The 17,130-nt window shown below is 45.0% G+C and carries 15 protein-coding genes; 6 read left to right on the plus strand and 9 right to left on the minus strand.

Going from position 1 to position 17,130, the window contains the following annotated elements:
* Nucleotides 1-16: 16 nt before the first annotated feature.
* From secF to tgt, 4 genes are read right to left on the minus strand one after another with little or no spacing between them, the layout of a single operon-like run.
* On the minus strand, nt 17-988 hold the full coding sequence (secF, locus tag M2387_RS14470) for a protein translocase subunit SecF (protein WP_259050368.1): 972 nt from the start codon (nt 986-988) through the stop codon (nt 17-19).
* A gap of 10 nt (nt 989-998) precedes the next feature.
* Entirely contained in the window at nt 999-2,846 is a 1,848-nt protein-coding gene (secD, locus tag M2387_RS14475; protein ID WP_259050369.1) for a protein translocase subunit SecD, read from the minus strand.
* Nucleotides 2,847-2,874: 28 nt separating this feature from the next.
* The gene (yajC, locus tag M2387_RS14480) at nt 2,875-3,207 is read right to left on the minus strand and encodes a preprotein translocase subunit YajC (protein ID WP_259050370.1); all 333 of its coding nucleotides are present in this window, start codon (nt 3,205-3,207) and stop codon (nt 2,875-2,877) included.
* Nucleotides 3,208-3,228: 21 nt separating this feature from the next.
* Nucleotides 3,229-4,356 (minus strand): tRNA guanosine(34) transglycosylase Tgt, encoded by a 1,128-nt coding sequence (tgt, locus tag M2387_RS14485; protein ID WP_259050371.1) that lies wholly within the window; start codon nt 4,354-4,356, stop codon nt 3,229-3,231.
* A gap of 299 nt (nt 4,357-4,655) precedes the next feature.
* On the opposite strand from tgt, the gene M2387_RS14490 reads away from it, so the two are divergent.
* The 3 genes from M2387_RS14490 to M2387_RS25920 are packed head-to-tail and all read left to right on the plus strand — an operon-like array spanning nt 4,656 to nt 7,781.
* Complete coding sequence (locus M2387_RS14490) at nt 4,656-6,677, plus strand: hypothetical protein (RefSeq protein ID WP_259050372.1); 2,022 nt, start codon at nt 4,656-4,658, stop codon at nt 6,675-6,677.
* Complete coding sequence (locus tag M2387_RS14495) at nt 6,634-7,233, plus strand: hypothetical protein (protein ID WP_259050373.1); 600 nt, start codon at nt 6,634-6,636, stop codon at nt 7,231-7,233. Before M2387_RS14490 ends, M2387_RS14495 begins: the two co-directional genes overlap by 44 nt.
* 26 nt (nt 7,234-7,259) lie before the next feature.
* Nucleotides 7,260-7,781, plus strand: a complete 522-nt coding sequence (locus M2387_RS25920; protein WP_409040063.1) for an OspG family effector kinase — start codon at nt 7,260-7,262, stop codon at nt 7,779-7,781.
* A gap of 62 nt (nt 7,782-7,843) precedes the next feature.
* Here the strand turns inward: M2387_RS25920 and queA are convergent, their stop codons facing one another.
* Nucleotides 7,844-8,917, minus strand: a complete 1,074-nt coding sequence (queA, locus tag M2387_RS14500; RefSeq protein ID WP_259050374.1) for a tRNA preQ1(34) S-adenosylmethionine ribosyltransferase-isomerase QueA — start codon at nt 8,915-8,917, stop codon at nt 7,844-7,846.
* A gap of 161 nt (nt 8,918-9,078) precedes the next feature.
* On the opposite strand from queA, the gene M2387_RS14505 reads away from it, so the two are divergent.
* The 3 genes from M2387_RS14505 to M2387_RS14515 all read left to right on the plus strand — a co-directional run bounded on the left by M2387_RS14505 (nt 9,079) and on the right by M2387_RS14515 (nt 11,794).
* Nucleotides 9,079-9,660: an ACP phosphodiesterase gene (locus M2387_RS14505; protein ID WP_259050375.1), complete on the plus strand. Its 582-nt coding sequence runs from the start codon at nt 9,079-9,081 to the stop codon at nt 9,658-9,660.
* Between the two features lie 196 nt (nt 9,661-9,856).
* A complete protein-coding gene (locus M2387_RS14510) occupies nt 9,857-10,459 on the plus strand; it encodes a peroxiredoxin C (RefSeq protein ID WP_259050376.1) in 603 nt (200 codons plus the stop codon).
* 121 nt (nt 10,460-10,580) lie between these two features.
* Nucleotides 10,581-11,794, plus strand: a protein-coding gene (locus tag M2387_RS14515) for an IS3 family transposase (RefSeq protein WP_409040001.1) whose coding sequence is annotated in 2 segments (ribosomal slippage) — nt 10,581-10,962 and nt 10,962-11,794 — 1,215 coding nt in all. Because the reading frame shifts where the segments join, the coding sequence is not laid out codon by codon here.
* Nucleotides 11,795-11,830: 36 nt separating this feature from the next.
* Here M2387_RS14515 and proY read toward each other — a convergent pair.
* The 4 genes from proY to phoB form a co-directional block, all read right to left on the minus strand.
* Nucleotides 11,831-13,192, minus strand: a complete 1,362-nt coding sequence (proY, locus tag M2387_RS14520; protein ID WP_259050377.1) for a proline-specific permease ProY — start codon at nt 13,190-13,192, stop codon at nt 11,831-11,833.
* 69 nt (nt 13,193-13,261) lie between these two features.
* Complete coding sequence (gene brnQ, locus M2387_RS14525; protein WP_259050378.1) at nt 13,262-14,581, minus strand: branched-chain amino acid transporter carrier protein BrnQ; 1,320 nt, start codon at nt 14,579-14,581, stop codon at nt 13,262-13,264.
* 501 nt (nt 14,582-15,082) lie between these two features.
* Nucleotides 15,083-16,387 carry a phosphate regulon sensor histidine kinase PhoR gene (gene phoR, locus M2387_RS14530; RefSeq protein WP_259050379.1) on the minus strand — a complete coding sequence of 435 codons (1,305 nt, stop codon included), beginning with the start codon at nt 16,385-16,387 and terminating at the stop codon, nt 15,083-15,085.
* 22 nt (nt 16,388-16,409) lie between these two features.
* Complete coding sequence (gene phoB, locus M2387_RS14535; protein ID WP_259050380.1) at nt 16,410-17,099, minus strand: phosphate response regulator transcription factor PhoB; 690 nt, start codon at nt 17,097-17,099, stop codon at nt 16,410-16,412.
* Between the last annotated feature and the right edge of the window lie 31 nt (nt 17,100-17,130).

A 17,130-nucleotide genomic window follows, 5' to 3' on the forward strand; every position in this document is an offset into this window, starting at 1 on the left:
TCAGGCTTATGTCAGATTAAGGTAAAATAGAAGGCTGATCCGCCCCTTCTTTTTCCACTTTCTGCTGCAACATATGCTCACGCTTCATACCCATTTTCAGCGCTAAAGCTGAAGCTACATAGATAGAAGAAGCCGTACCGACAGTAACACCGATAAGCATAGTCAGTGAGAAGCCTTGTAGCATCGAACCACCAAACAGGTAAAGCATCAGGATAACAATCAGAGTCGTACCTGATGTTATCAAGGTTCTTTTCAGTGTCTGGGTTAACGAAACGTTAAAGATTTCATAAGGCGTACCACGACGAATTTTGCGGAAGTTCTCACGAATACGGTCCGATACCACGATGCTATCGTTAAGTGAGTAGCCGATAACTGACATCAGTGAAGCAACGATAGTCAGGTCAACTTCAATCTGGAATAACGACAGGACACCCATGGTGATGATGACATCGTGCGCCAGTGAAATAACAACACCCGCGGCCAGACGCCACTCAAAACGGAACCCGACATAGACCAGAATAGAAACCAAAGCGACGAGCAGCGCCATAGCGCCACTTTGTGCTAAATCAGCACCGACACTTGGGCCAACAAACTCAATACGTTTAACCGCACTGTGCTGGTTGGTTGACTCATCAATCACTTTAACGACCGAGCTACCCAGCGTTTGTCCGCCAACTTCACCACTCACTGGAGGCATACGCACCATAATATCGCGGCTGCTACCAAAGTTCTGAACCAAGGGATCCTGGAAGCCCGCTTTTTCGAGCGCGCCACGAATTACATCCAGTTCAGCCGGTTTTTCCAGTGAAATCTCAATCACTGTACCGCCGGTAAAGTCGAGTCCCCAGTTAAAGCCTTTCACGCCGATAATCGCGATGGAGACAATAAGTAAGAGACCGGAGATGCCGAAAGCCCAGTAGTCCCAGCGCATAAAGTCGATGACTTTACGCCCGTGGTTCAATTGTTCAACAGTATATTCCTGTGCCACAACGCACTCCTTAGATAGACAGCTTGTTAACGCGCTTGCCGCCATACAGCAGGTTTACAATAGCGCGGGTACCGACAATTGCCGTGAACATAGAGGTCGCGACACCGATACCTGTGGTAATCGCAAACCCTTTAATGGCTCCGGTTCCCACCGCGTACAGGATGACAACTTTAATCAGCGTTGTGATGTTGGCGTCAAAAATTGAGCTAAATGCCCCTTTATAACCTTCATCAATAGCCTGTTGAACAGATCGCCCGTTGCTGAGTTCTTCTTTAATACGTTCGTTAATCAGAACGTTAGCATCCACCGCTACCGCAAGTGTCAGTACTACCCCGGCAATCCCTGGCATGGTTAACGTAGCCCCTGGTAGCAGCGACATAATGCCAACAATCAGGATTAAGTTAGCTATCAGGGCCGTTGTTGCTATCAAGCCAAACTTCTTATAGAAGAACAGCATAAAGATGATAGAAACCAGCAAACCAGCCAGACAGGCTTCCAGACCTTGCTTGATATTTTCCAGACCCAGGGTCGGGCCAATAGTACGTTCTTCGACAATCTGAATCGGCGCAATCAGCGCACCCGCACGTAACAGCAAGGAAAGCTGACGAGCTTCAGCCGAGTTATTAATACCGGTAATACGGAAGCTGCTACCTAAACGCGACTGAATATTCGCGACGTTGATAACTTCTTCTTTCTTAACGAGAATGGCACGACCGTTCGCATCTTTTTTACCGCTGTCGTTATACTCCACGAACAAGGTCGCCATCGGCTTGCCGATGTTATCCTTGGTGAAGTTAGACATGGTATTACCACCCGCACCATCCAGAGAGATATTAACCTGCGACTGGTTATATTCATCCACACTGGAGGTAGAGTCAGTGATGTGATCACCGGTCAGAATAACGCGTTTGTACAAGACGACAGGCTGACCGTCACGGGTTTGTTTCACTTCTGAATCACCCGGAACACGTCCTGAACTGGCTGCACTGGCGTCTACGTTAGTATTAACCAGACGGAATTCGAGGGTAGCTGTCGCACCGATGATTTCTTTGGCTCGTGCAGTATCCTGGATACCCGGCAGTTCGACCACAATACGGTCTGCACCCTGACGTTGTACCAGCGGCTCAGCAACACCCAGCTGATTCACACGGTTACGAAGAATATTGATGTTCTGTTGTACAGCATATTCGCGCGCTTCACTCAGACGAGCATCACTCATTACAGCACGTAGCGTGTTATTGCTGAGACGAGAGAATACCAAGTCACGGTTACGCTGACTTAAATAAGAAATAGCCCGGTCACGAAGATCTGCATCAGGAAAAACGATGTCTACACCGTAGTTACTGGCTTTACGCACACTGGAGTAAGCAATACTTTGCTCACGCAGGGAGCTACGCAAATTATCGATGGTCTGTTCCTGAAGTTTGCCCAGCGCCGTATCCATATCCACTTCCATCAGGAAGTGCACACCACCGCGCAGATCAAGCCCCAGTTTCATCGGGTCAGCATGAATAGCAGACAACCAGCGAGGCGTTGCAGGCGCGAGGTTCAGTGCGACAACGTAATTATCGCCTAACTGACTCATCAGTACTTCACGTGCACGCAGCTGAGTTTCAGTTGAATCAAAGCGCGCGAGGATAGAGCCCTCTTCCAGCGCAATAGATTTAGCGGAAATGTCGTCTTTCTTTAAGATGTCATGGACCTGGATCAGCGTTTGTTCACTGGCGGCGGCACCGCGCGCGCCAGTTAATTGAACAGCCGGATCCTCACCATATAGGTTGGGAAGCGCATAGACTGTACCGACGATAAGAACGACGATCAGCATGATGTACTTCCACAAAGGATAACGGTTTAACACGTTTAGTTCCCTTAGGGAAAACGAAAAATTACAGCGCCTTCATAGTGCCTTTCGGCAGAACGGCAGCTACGAAATCACGTTTAATGACAACTTCATTGGTGTCATTCAGCGCGATAGCAATATAACCAGTTTCAGCAACTTTAGTTACACGACCAACCAGACCGCCATTCGTCAGAACTTCATCCCCTTTAGAGATAGAGTCCATCAGTTTTTTATGCTCTTTCGTACGTTTTTGTTGAGGGCGCAGGATCATGAAATAGAAAATCAGACCAAACACCACCAGCATCAGAATCAAAGAGTACGGGCTACCTTGCGATGAAGCACCTGTTGCAGCAACCGCATCAGAAATGAAAAAGCTCATTAAAATTCCCTCATTATTAAATTAATCTATATTCAAAGGTGGAACGGATTTACCTATGCGCTCATAAAAAGCCGCCACAAAGAGCTCTAATTTACCCTCTTCAATAGCCTGACGTAAACCAGCCATTAGACGCTGATAATAACGCAAGTTATGAATAGTATTAAGACGCGCTCCCAGTATTTCGTTGCAACGGTCAAGATGATACAAATAAGCACGTGAATAGTTGCGACACGTGTAGCAATCGCACTCTGCGTCAAGCGAGGTGGTGTCATCCTTATATTTAGCATTCCGGATTTTTACCACACCATCAGTCACAAACAGATGACCATTACGAGCGTTACGCGTTGGCATCACGCAGTCAAACATGTCAATGCCACGACGCACACCCTCAACCAGGTCTTCCGGTTTTCCAACCCCCATCAGGTATCGTGGTTTGTCTTCAGGGATCTGCGGGCAAACATGCTCCAGAATACGGTGCATATCATCCTTTGGCTCACCGACAGCTAAACCGCCGACAGCGTAGCCATCAAAGCCAATCTCTACCAGACCTTTTACCGAGATATCTCGTAAATCTTCGTAAACACTACCCTGAATAATGCCAAACAGCGCGTTTTTATTTCCCAAAGAATCAAAACGATCCCGGCTACGCTGTGCCCAGCGCAGTGACATTTCCATCGAACTCTTAGCATAGTCCCAGTCAGCGGGATACGGCGTACATTCGTCAAAGATCATCACAATATCAGATCCGAGATCGTACTGAATCTCCATCGACTTTTCAGGATCGAGGAAGATAGGATCGCCGTTGATCGGATTACGGAAATGTACTCCTGCTTCGGTAATCTTACGAATATCGCCCAGACTGAATACCTGGAAACCACCGGAATCCGTCAGAATAGGGCCTTTCCACTGCATAAAGTCATGCAGGTCGCCGTGCAGTTTCATTATCTCCTGCCCCGGACGCAACCATAAATGGAAGGTATTACCGAGAATAATTTGTGCACCGGTCGCTTCAACTTCTTCCGGTGTCATACCTTTTACAGTGCCGTAGGTACCCACAGGCATAAATGCCGGGGTTTCAACAGTCCCACGTTCAAAAACCAGACGCCCACGACGAGCACGGCCATCTTTCGTATCTAATTCAAACTTCACATATCCTCCCGCATCAGATAAACAGTCCAATGACGTACAAAAGCCGCATAGTGTAAACCAACTACTGAAGTCGTACCACAAACCTGTTGCTGAGCTGCATTTTTGTCATGACACGAGGGCATCAGAAGCAGTCGCTGCACAGCTCAAGGTTACGTCATCGATATTCCCAGGACAATCCGAGAACCTACGCCAATACAGGTGTCCCAGACCTCGATTAAAGATCTTGTTTTTTTATATAAAACAATAAAGAAAATCTGATAATCGCACTGTGTATTTATTTTTACCGGAGTAGATGCCCTATGCCTTTTATTACTCATCAACAGTCTCCCACAAATCCGATATCCTGCCACTCATCAGTCTCAAGTGTGAGCCATAGATCCAGCCATAAAGATTCATCAGCCCTGGCAGAAAACATAGCTTCAGCATCCTGTTGTTCATATGGCGATGAAGAAATCAGCCTCAAAGCAATCCTTTCTGCAGGTAAAAACCTACAATTACAGGCGGAGTCGCTACAGAACGATCGGCGTGTCACATCAATGCCCCAAACTTGGAAATGTGGTTTGCTTACACGTTGTTTGCTGGGGATAGGTATTCTGACTGGAACAGGGGTACTGGGTTATCCTCTGTACAGATATAGCTCAGCAAGAGGGCAGGAAAATGCTACGCAACCAGAAATCCAGCCTTCTATTGGCAAGACTGAAAACGTATTAAGTATTCAAACGTTGCAGGATACACATGCTGTAAACAGAATCCATTCCCGCCGCCATATCCCCGAGTATCAGCCTGCTCCCTCCAATAATTCTGTACTTGAACAACAGAGTATCAACACAGAACTTCTTAAAGAAAATAATGCCCGGATTTCATCTCCTACAAAAAAAGCGAATCGCAGGGTAATAAAAATGCTCCGTGGCAATATTCTGCCGAAAACAGGAAAAATTAGCAGAGCAAAACTACTTTATGCAGTATCCGTTTATCTTTTTCACAGTAAGAATGGTATTACCGACCACGCATGTGAAGTGACATTACTGGCCCAAAATATACTTTCTACTGATAAACGATACCCTGCTGAAAATCATCAGCTACTATCGCTTTTACAAGCAAAATCCGTCGTCCGTAACTGGGTATTTCAGAATATTTTGGGTAAGTCTCTCGTAGAGTTCATCGCTTGGAAGATGAAAAAAAATATTAATTCACTGGAATATACCGTTGCTACTGTCCATCATTTTTTGTCTGCCGATCGTCTGCCTGCGGGTAATCATCCACATTATAAAAAACTCTCTGAATTTGAAAAAAAAATGCTCTTAACTCTGTGGAAATCATTCCTGAACGATGAAATGCCCTTTCTTCGGTTTAACACTAGCCACATCAAAAACACGCGTCTCGATGATTATGTTTTTGCCCATATTTATACTGGATCTCGTTTTCTGATAACAATTTCAGGAGATGATTTTAGCGCTGAAGAAGCTATATCGACGGGTAAGATAATGTGGGGTTTAGCTATTCAGGAGAGCATTCCGGAGGATGAACAATGGTATTATCGAGCCCCGGCTATCTTTTTTGCAATGACAGTACCCGGCATGAACACAGGTCGTAAGCAAGCATTCGATATTGATCCTGTTAATATGTATATCCAGCATAGAAAAAAAATCAGCAAGATAAAGAAAGATATAGAATTAAAGCACAACCAATATATCACTGCCACAAAAAAATGGCACAGTAAATCACAACTAAACAACAATATATTATCGCAATGTATTTCTCACTATATGTTCTCTTCATTAAATCCCAAAAACACAAGTGACATACAAATAAATGACAAAGAAGAAACAGAGAGATTTAATAGCAAAGTGTATCTAAAAGGTATGCCAATATCTTGTAACAATGAAAAAAAAGTTCTGGACGATAAATATAAAAAATTGACTAATGATGTCGCCGATAGTTTTCGAGACATTGATAAATATATTATTCTGACTGCAATCAGAAAGTTACCCGAAGATGAACAAGAATTTATTTCTTCATCTGATGCTACTATTCATCGTGTAGAGATAAGAGCGAGGACGCACAAAATTTTATGGAATGCATATGGTGCCCCCTATGGTAAGCAGACAAAGGTTCCTCTAAAAGAGAGTACAGATCTTATCTCAGTACATCAGGGGCAAGAAAAAAGAATCTATTCCTTAAGAGCTGAAATAGGTCATGACTACGGCTATCGAATGACTCGTATAGATCGTGAAATGAGTGACTATTTTGACCGTAATATTATTAATTATGCTTTTAATGAAATACATAAGAACGACTTGGAAGAAAAAAAAATACAATAACTATGAAATACAAGAAATTACAGGTATAAATAATAACATCTGCTCAATTATATCTTTTCTGGCTGATAAACATCGGAATTTATTATATCAATCTCTTTATGAATCAGGTAACAGTCAATATAACGAACAAAAAGCATGGGATATTATTAGGCACATATTCCCTTTTTATGATTGTGTTGAAAATATTATAAGTAATGGTCTAACACAGACGATCCCTTCCTGTCTTATGAATGCAGTGATGTTTATTCCTGATTTTGGAACAACGATTAGTCTGAAGGAACAATTTGGTTTAGAACTGGCACCTTCCGGGCAAACCATACTCCAAAGTATCATTCCAGATTTTGAACCCATAACAGACATCAGCAAAACGTTTCGTCATCGAGTTATAAATTTAATATTTGCCAATAATAAAACAGCAAGCATAGTTGAGAAAATAATCTCATCAGATCCAGCAAAAAAAATGAACATTATTATTTTTTTTCGCAATCGGAGGATAGAAATAGAAGAGGAATTAAAAGCAGTAAATTATGCTCAACATCCCCCTCAACCCCTGTAAATACAGCAGATACTGAAAAGAAAATCATCGGAAAAGGAAGTGTTAGCACCGTTTATGACTTAGAAAATGGGTACGTTGAAAAAACCTATACAGGATATTTTACTGAGAATAATAAATCACGATTAATCTCTGCCAAAAATAATGCCAAAGGGTTTAATCGATATTATGGCACAGGTTCAGCTACCGTCAAACTAACTCATAATACCGATGGAGAAATATCAGTTTCAGTAAAACTTAAAAAAATTAACGGCAAAATCCTAAGCGATATTTTATCTCTTAAAGATAGTCATCTCAATACAGAGATAATATCAAAAATAGAATCTAATTATCCTGAAGAAACTCTCTCAAGAAAATTACAAGAGAAAGGAATTATTCATCATGACATTAATAAAGGCAATATTATTTACAATGAAGGTGAGTTCTTTATCATAGATTTTGATTCTGCTAATTTTTTATCTAACGGAAAAAAAGTTAGCGAATCACAAACGGAAAGTATGAAAAAAAAACTACAAATTGTCTTCAATGAAGTGTTAAGAGAGATCAAATAACTGAGCAAAAATAACAAACCTGTCGTCACCAGAAAAATCTGCTGACGACAGTAATATATTACTTATTCCTGCCCCGGACGCTCATTAATCGCCTGCGGATTATATGTAATATACATAGCATCCCCATAACTAAAGAAGCGATATTCAGCCTTAACAGCTTCATGGTAAGCATGCATGGTATTCTGATAACCAGCAAAAGCAGACACTAACATGATAAGCGTTGATTCTGGCAGGTGAAAATTAGTGACCAGAGCATCAATAACCTGGTACTTATAGCCTGGATAGATGAAAATTCGGGTATCACCAAAGAATGGGGCAATAAGCTCATCTTTCGCCGCCTGTGCTGCGCTCTCCAGCGAACGAACCGAAGTAGTACCTACCGCTATCACCTTATTACCGCGTGCTTTACAGGCCAGAACCGCATCGACAACCGGCTGTGGCACTTCTGCATACTCAGCATGCATGATATGGTCTTCAATGCTGTCAACGCGCACTGGCTGGAAAGTTCCGGCTCCCACATGTAGGGTGACAAACGCCATTTCGACGCCTTTTAAGCGCAGTTTTTCCAGCAACGGCTCATCAAAATGTAGACCTGCGGTAGGTGCTGCGACGGCACCTGGTTTTTCGCTATATACCGTCTGATACAGTTCACGATCGGACTCCTCATCCGGCCTGTCAATATAAGGCGGTAATGGCATATGGCCGATATTGTTTAAGATATCCAGCACCGTCCGGTCATCATTAAACTCGACTTCAAACAGCGCATCGTGACGGGCAACCATGGTAGCATGCACGTTTTCATCATCGCCCAGCAGGAGTTCTGCACCCGGTTTTGGTGCTTTTGAGGCGCGAATATGTGCAAGGATGCGCTTATCATCCAGCATACGCTCAACCAACACTTCAATTTTTCCGCCACTAGCCTTACGTCCGAACAGACGTGCCGGAATAACACGGGTATTATTAAATACCAGAAGGTCACCAGCATTAAGTTTATCAAGTAGATCGGTGAAAGTACCATGCGCGAGCGCACCTGTAGGCCCGTCAAGCGAGAGTAAACGACAGCCGCTACGCTCAGCTTGCGGATAGTGGGCAATCAGGGATTCAGGTAATTCAAAAGAGAAGTCAGCAACGCGCATGATAGTAGAAAACTCAGACTTAAAAACAAGCGGACTAGTCTAGTGCCAGGGGGACTTCCTTGCAACTCGCTTACCGACTATTTATGTACGAAATGCTTCAAACTGCTCCTGAACATAGAGCGAAAAGACCGTTTAAAAAAGATTGATGAGACAATAAAACGATGAATTTTCTTGCCCACCTGCACCTTGCCCATTTAGCCCAGAGTTCACTGTCAGGTAATATTCTGGCAGATTTTATTCGTGGTAACCCTGCCGACAGCTTTGCACCTGAAATTGTCGCGGGTATTTATATGCATCGCCGGATAGATGCCCTGACTGATGGATTACCTGAGGTCGCTATCGCCCGGCAATGGTTTCGGCCAGAAACTCGCCGCGTCTCCCCTATTTCACTTGATATAATGTGGGATCATTTTCTGTCACTTCACTGGCAGCGCATCAACCCCACACAGCCACTGACCGAGTTTGTCGATTATGCTCGTGGTCAGATAGAGCCTCAGTTACCAAATATGCCCGCCGCATTTGTCGACTTGAATCAGCATTTATGGAATGAACGCTGGCTGGAGCGCTACCGTGATATGCACTTTATTGCCAGTGTTCTGGGAGCAATGGCCAAAAGAAGGCCTAAACTCGCTCAACTTCGCGAGTCATGGCACGATCTTGAAACACATTATCATGCGCTGGAAGACTTATTCTGGTCATTTTACCCACGTATGATGGCCCTGGCTCAACAGAGGAGTCTGTAATCGGCTAAGCTTATCAATATCGGCTTGCCCTTTTATCAAAAAGGTCTATCTTAGTTGAAGCTATCGAATAATAGTTCATTTGATAGGTAAAACCTATCTTATTAATCGGTGCTTTAGCCTTGAGCTATATCGAACCGAGCTTTATACTCCTTCGGTTACGTTAACATTCACTTTAACTACATTTACAGGAGTTTATATGGTCCTGGTTACTCGTCCAGCCCCTGACTTTACCGCTGCAGCAGTTCTTGGAAACGGCGAAATCGTTGAAAACTTCAACTTCAAAAAACACACCAATGGTAAAGCTACCGTTGTTTTCTTCTGGCCAATGGACTTCACTTTCGTTTGCCCGTCAGAGCTGATTGCTTTCGACAAGCGTTATGCAGAATTCCAGAAACGTGGTGTAGAAGTCGTTGGTGTCTCTTTTGACTCTGAGTTTGTTCACAACGCATGGCGTAAGACTCCAGTCGAGAACGGCGGTATTGGCGAAGTTAAATATGCAATGGTTGCCGACGTAAAACGTGAAATCCAAAAAGCATACGGCATTGAACACCCGGAAGCAGGCGTTGCTCTGCGTGGTTCATTCCTGATCGACAAAGCAGGTATTGTACGTCACCAGGTTGTTAACGATCTGCCACTGGGCCGTAATGTTGACGAAATGCTGCGTATGGTTGACGCCCTGCAATTCCACGAAGAGCACGGTGAAGTTTGCCCGGCTCAATGGGAAAAAGGACAAGAAGGTATGGATGCATCTCCGGACGGCGTTGCAAAATACCTGAGTCAAAACGCAGGCAAACTGTAATAACGCCTGAGTTTGCTTAAGATAACGAAAAGGGGAAAACCACTGGTTTTCCCCTTTTTTGTTCGTTTGACCCGTCCTAAATAGCGTTGACACATTTAACCCGGCTTCTGAGGAAAATGTGATGAACCAATATGTTAAACGCACGCAACGCGATTACTCTCTATCCTTTAAATTGGCCGTTGTCGAACAGGTCGAAAAGGGTGAAATGACCTATCAACAAGCCCAGAATCGTTACGGTATTCAAGGTAATTCCACTGTGATGAGGTGGTTACGCAAACATGGTCAACCCGACTGGATTAGCTCCTCTTCGGCAAGAAAATCTGGAGTCAATATGCCCCAAATGCCTCTTACTCCTGAACAACGTATTAAAGAACTTGAACAGCAACTCGCTGAATCTGAAGTGAAAGCCCAATTTTTTGAAGCCGTTGTGAAGGTTATGAATACTGAGTTCGGAGCCACACTGACAAAAAAGCAGTTGGCCTCCTTATCGCACAAACATAAACGAAAGGGCTCACAGTAACGCGTGCATGTCAGTTCATGAAAATGAGTCGTCAGGCGTGGTATCAGTCTTTGCAGCGTCAGCGTATAAGAGAAACGCAGGCTAAAAATATTATTGAACGGGTGACCGTCATCAGGTTGCAGCAGCCCCGGCTGGGTACACGCAAATTACATCACGTATTACAACAAAGCGCAGAGCCGACATTACAGGTAGGCCGCGATCGCTTGTTCCAGATACTGCGTTGCTCGCGCTTACTGGTCTTACCTAAACGGGCGTATCACAAAACAACGAACAGTCATCATCGCTTTCACCGTCATCCTAATTTATTAAAACCAGGCCAAAATCAGGTTATTGCCCGTCAGCCAGAACAAGTATGGGTAGCAGATATCACCTGGCTGCCACTGAGAAATGGAACGGCTTATCTCAGTCTGGTCACAGATGCCTGGTCAAGAAAAATAGTGGGATATCATGTACATGAGAGCTTACATACGACTCATGTAGCCAATGCCTTCAGGATGGCCCTTGCGGGTAGAGAAAGAGTATCTCAGCTGGTACATCATTCAGACCGGGGGATTCAGTACTGTGCAACAGAATATCAGGAACTGCATAAACGTCATGGTGTTATCTGCTCGATGACAGATGGATATGACTGTTATCAGAATGCACTGGCAGAGCGAATAAACGGGATATTAAAAATGGAATATCTTCTGGTTAAGCCAGAAAATATAGAGCAGGCAAGAAAGATGGTTAAAGAATCAGTAGAAATCTACAATACACGGCGGCCACATCTGTCGTTAGAATACAAAACGCCCGATGAAGTGCATCGGGCGTTTTAAAGCAAACTAGTGTCAACCTATACCAGGACTAGCCAGTTACGACGCGCGAGTGCGGCGAAGAATCATAAACCAGGTCAACAATAATAAAGCTATCCAACCACAGCCAACATAAAGCGAAATACGCGTCTCTGGATAGTAACCAATCAGACCAATAATAAAGATTAAAAAGACCAGTCCTACGGAGGTCGTTGCCACCCCACCCGGCATACGAAACTTCAGACCATTCACCTCTTCAGCTGATAGCTGGCGGCGAAATGCTATCTGTGACAGCAGAATCATAATCCAGACCCAAACCGTGGCGAAAGTTGCCAGGGAAGCAACGACTAAAAATACATTTTTTGGAATAATATAGTTCAGATAAGCCGCGACCAATAAGGCTCCAGTCATTATCACGACCGTGACCCAGGGGATTCCTTTACGCGACAGTTTAGCGAAAGCTTTCGGCGCATTCCCCTGCTCAGCCATACCAAACAACATACGACCAACGCCAAACACATCGCTGTTAATTGCGGAAATCGATGCGGTGATAACCACAAAATTCAAAATACCTGCAGCAACGGTAATGCCCATATGCTGGAATGTCATCACAAAGGGGCTGCCTTCGGTTCCCACCATATTCCAGGGATAGATAGACATAATGACAAACAGTGTCCCGACATAGAACACCAGAATACGTAGCGGAACGGAATTAATCGCACGCGGAATCGACTTCTCCGGATCTTTAGCTTCGCCTGCGGTAATGCCGATAATTTCAATACCGCCGTAGGCAAACATCACCATGTGTAGCGCCAGTACCGTGCCTATCCAGCCATTACTAAAGAAGCCCCCGTAGGTCCACAGGTTACTGATGCCCGTTGGCTGGCCACCATTACCGATCCCCCAGACAATAATTCCGATACCCGCGATAATCATAATGATGATAGTCGCCACTTTAACAAACGAAAACCAGAACTCCAGCTCACCGAAGACCTTGACGCTCATCAGGTTAATAGCACAGATAATCAGGACGACACTCAGAACCCAGATCCAATTTGGCACCGTCGGAAACCAAATACTCATATAGATACCAAATGCTGTCACATCAGCGATGGCCACTAATAGCATTTCAAAACAGTAAGTCCAGCCGGTAATGAACCCTGCCAGAGGTCCAAGATAATCATGTGCATAGCGAGAGAATGAACCGGTCACCGGATGATGTAGCGACATCTCACCCAGTGCACGCATAATGATATAGGCCGCAACACCACCAATAATATAGGCGATTAATACGCTGGGACCTGCAATCTTAATCGCATCAGCAGAGCCATAAAACAGCCCGGTTCCAATTGCAGAACCCAGCGCCATAAAACGAATATGCCGGGTGCTCAAACCACGTTTGAGCTTATTGGTCGTTTCCATCAATTCTGTACCACTCAGACAATAAAAAACCACGGGAGACGACACCGTGGTTTATAAAAAAAGAATAACTTAGTGACTTACTGAAGTAACCGGTTCTCCAGCAGCCTTATCCCAGATAACCGTAACAGCAACCATTGCCATAGTCGGTAATAGCCAGGCCAGCCCTTGATCGGATAGCCATAGACGTTCAGTCCAGGCCGGCAATATTGAGCTAATTGCCGATGCTTTGATCCCATCTATGATACCAAATAATAGGCTTACCAGCATCGCCGGAGCAATGATTCGGGAAGAGTTATGCCACCAGGGACGGGTAAAACTTAACAGGACTAATACGATACAAGGTGGATAGATAGTTGTCAGTACCGGAATCGAGAACTGAATCAGATGGTCAAGACCCAGGTTTGATACCACCATCGAAAACAGGCCAAGAATAAAGACCAGCGTGCGATAAGAGAACGGCAGATACTGACTAAAGAACTCCGCGCAGGCACAAGTCAGGCCTACCGCCGTAACCAGGCAGGCAAGGAAAATCAGTACCGCCAGGAATATGCTACCGCCACCACCAAAGGTATGAGCCACGTAGGCATGCAGAATCGCTGCACCGTTGGCATTTTGAGAGACCAGGTTGGCACTATCTGAACCCAGGTGGAACAGCGCAAGGTAAATAATGGTCAAGCCCACGCCGGCGATAACGCCCGCACCAATAGTATAACGCGTCAGTAAGCTGGAAGACGTCACGCCACGGGATCGAGCGGCATTGACGATAACAATACCGAATACCAGTGAGGCCAGAGTATCCATCGTCAGATAACCATTGACGAAACCATTAGAAAACGCCGCATTCTGATAAGCCTCTGTGGCGGTACTGATGCCACCCGCTGGCCAGAACACAGCTCCGGCCGCCAGAATTAATAGCGCAATGATTTTTAACGGGGCCAGTACATGTCCGACAGAGTCCAGCAGTTTGCCAGGCTCAAGAGAAATAAAGATAACTAAGGCAAAATAAACCAGGCTGTAAATAAGCAGCGCTAAATCACTCGATCCGGTCAGTGGTGCAATGCCGATTTCAAACGAAACCGTGGTAGTACGCGGTGTCGCGAATAGCGGACCAACAGCAAGATAACAGACTGTAGCCAGGACAATACCTGCACCGCGGCCTATTGGTGAGCTGAGACTATCAATCCCGCCACCCACACGTGCAATTGCCACAATCGTTAAGACGGGTAAACCGACCGCAGTGACCAGAAAGCCCAGAGCTGCAGTCCAGACAAACTCACCTGCTTGTAGCCCCACCATAGGAGGAAAAATAATATTGCCCGCGCCGACAAACAACGCAAAGGTCATAAATCCCAGTGCAATGATGTCGCGAGATGATAAACGATGAGTCATAAGATAAAGCAGCCTGTGGATGTGTTGTGTTGAAAGTATTCTTTTTGTTAGTCAAATATTGTCATTGCTAACATTTCTAAAACACCGCCATTAACCAAAAAAGTAGCGATAAATGCTTATTATTTTGAGTGAATAAGAATAGTACGTCGATTTATCACTCAATAACAGCTTGCCTGGTAATGGCAGGGGGGCAATTAAAACGCTTATAGCGTTTGAAGACAAGAAGAGATCGGGAAAGCAGATGAATATAACGTATTAATAGTGTTAACCAGCGAATAAATTCATATATGCGAATATTGCCCGGCTTATCATTCGGATAAAAAATCACCAGACATGTATTTTCAAACAACATCAGTTGCTCAAAAAATGTCAGAGGGGAGAAATTAGTGTACGTGTAATATTTTCTTTACAGAAAATGAGATAAATATTTTCCTTTATCAGAGAATCAAAAACATTTTTTAAGTATCCCCCGAATAACCTGAGCCATCAGGGGGATGACAGCTATGTCACAGCCGGTTTTTCGGCAACAATTAAACGCTCAGGCAAGATAAACGAGAAGGTCGTGCCTTTGCCAACGGTACTTTCGATATCAAGCTTAGTGTCGTGATGGCTCAAAGCATGTTTAACAATTGCCAGACCTAAACCACTGCCTCCTGTCTGCCTTGAACGTGCTTTATCAACGCGATAAAAACGCTCGGTCAGCCGCGGCAAATGTTCTGCGCTGATCCCCGCTCCATTATCTTTAACGCTAAAAATAACGCCCTGAGGTAATCGATGCCAGCCAACGGTAATATGCGTGCCTGCCGGAGTATGATTGACCGCATTGTAGACCAGATTGGAAATGGCGCTGCGAAGCTGTTCTTCATTACCATGCACTTTGAGGTTAGGTTCCACTTCAAACGTCAGAGTATGTTTTCCATTACTGAGCGTCTGCGCCTCACGCTCGACGACTCGCAGCATTAAGGGGACGTCAATTTTTTCATTCATTGCAATAGCGGGAGCCGCTTCAATGCGCGATAACGTCAGCAACTGCCGCACCAGACCTTCCATCCTGGAGGTTTGCTCTCGCATGGTACTCAGGGCCTTATCCCGTAACGGACCTTCGAGACTTTGATCCTGCATCATCTCCAGATAGCCTTGAAGCACCGTCAATGGGGTACGTAACTCATGACTTACGTTAGCAAAAAAGTGACGTCTTGCGCCTTCCAGCTGGTGCATTTGAGTGACATCACGCGCCACCATCAACCACTGTCCCTCGGCATAGGGCACAACTCGAAATTCCAGATGACGACCATTATTGAGAACCAATGTCAGAGGCTTGGTAAAATTTTTATCACCCAGATAGCGGGTGAATTCAGGATAACGCAGTAGGTTAAGAATGTTCTGGCCATTATCATCGGGCCAGCGCAGACCTAACAACTGCTGAGCAAGACCATTACACCAAAAAATAGCCCCCTCTTCCGTCGTCATAACCAGGGCGTCGGGCAGTGACTCTGCTCCGCTACGAAAGCGTTTAATCAGACTGCCTAACTCGTTACGGCGCTTTCTATTACGAAGCTGCATTTGATTCAGCCCGTATAACAGAGGTTCCCAGCTGCCTTGTCCGGGGGGGGGAGTCATACTACGGTCTACCCATAACCACCAGGAAAGACGGAGCAGATTACGAAAATGCCAGCCCAGAAGAATGGTGACCGCGGCCAGTAAAAACCAGGGTAGATGACCATAAACTAATCCGAGAATGACTGCTGGCAGACAACAGAGCAGTAGCTCAAGTGCCAGCCGTTTCCATGATAATCGTTCCAGCACGTATCACGCTCCGGTAAACATCTTAAAATCGGGTTGAAAAACGATATCCCGTGCCGCGCACTGTCTGTACCATTTTATCATGGCCACTCAGTTCCAGTGCTTTACGCAGACGACGGATATGAACATCTACCGTTCTGTCTTCAACATAGACGTTAGTGCCCCATACGTTATTAAGCAATTGTTCACGGCTGTAGACACGTTCTGGATGTGTCATAAAGAAGTGTAATAATTTAAATTCCGTCGGCCCCATATCAAGCGGGTCAGTACCTGTCATCACGCGATGTGAAGAAGGATCGAGACTTAGTCCACGCATCTCAATGACATCTTCTACTGCCATCGGTGAAATACGACGAATCACCGCTTTGATACGTGCCACCAGCTCTTTAGGAGAAAAGGGTTTGGTAATGTAATCGTCTGCACCGACTTCCAGACCCCGCACCCTGTCTTCTTCTTCTCCACGAGCCGTGAGCATCATGACCGGGATCTCGCGAGTAATAGCATCGCGCTTCAGATACTTAATCAGCTGAATTCCAGAGCCACCAGGTAGCATCCAGTCCAGTAAAATTAAATCCGGATAGGGTTCAATCAGCAAGTTCACTGCACTGTCATAATCTTCCGCTTCCACAGGCAGGAAACCATTCTGTTCAAGTACAAAACACACCATTTCACGAATCGGTGCTTCATCTTCTACTACTAAAATGCGTCTTGCCATGATTTACCCTGTTGAAAAAAGGCCATATCTT

The organism is Klebsiella sp. BIGb0407 (assembly GCF_024807845.1).
In the GTDB taxonomy this organism is placed as follows: Bacteria; Pseudomonadota; Gammaproteobacteria; order Enterobacterales; family Enterobacteriaceae; genus JGM124.

Coding starts and splice junctions, on each gene's coding strand:
- phoB (WP_259050380.1), bottom strand. CDS start 17,099: ATGGCAAGACGCATTTTAGTAGTAGAAGATGAAGCACCGATTCGTGAA.
- M2387_RS14490 (WP_259050372.1), top strand. CDS start 4,656: ATGCCTTTTATTACTCATCAACAGTCTCCCACAAATCCGATATCCTGC.
- proY (WP_259050377.1), bottom strand. CDS start 13,192: ATGGAAACGACCAATAAGCTCAAACGTGGTTTGAGCACCCGGCATATT.
- queA (WP_259050374.1), bottom strand. CDS start 8,917: ATGCGCGTTGCTGACTTCTCTTTTGAATTACCTGAATCCCTGATTGCC.
- M2387_RS14510 (WP_259050376.1), top strand. CDS start 9,857: ATGGTCCTGGTTACTCGTCCAGCCCCTGACTTTACCGCTGCAGCAGTT.
- yajC (WP_259050370.1), bottom strand. CDS start 3,207: ATGAGCTTTTTCATTTCTGATGCGGTTGCTGCAACAGGTGCTTCATCG.
- brnQ (WP_259050378.1), bottom strand. CDS start 14,581: ATGACTCATCGTTTATCATCTCGCGACATCATTGCACTGGGATTTATG.
- M2387_RS14505 (WP_259050375.1), top strand. CDS start 9,079: ATGAATTTTCTTGCCCACCTGCACCTTGCCCATTTAGCCCAGAGTTCA.
- M2387_RS14495 (WP_259050373.1), top strand. CDS start 6,634: ATGAAATACATAAGAACGACTTGGAAGAAAAAAAAATACAATAACTAT.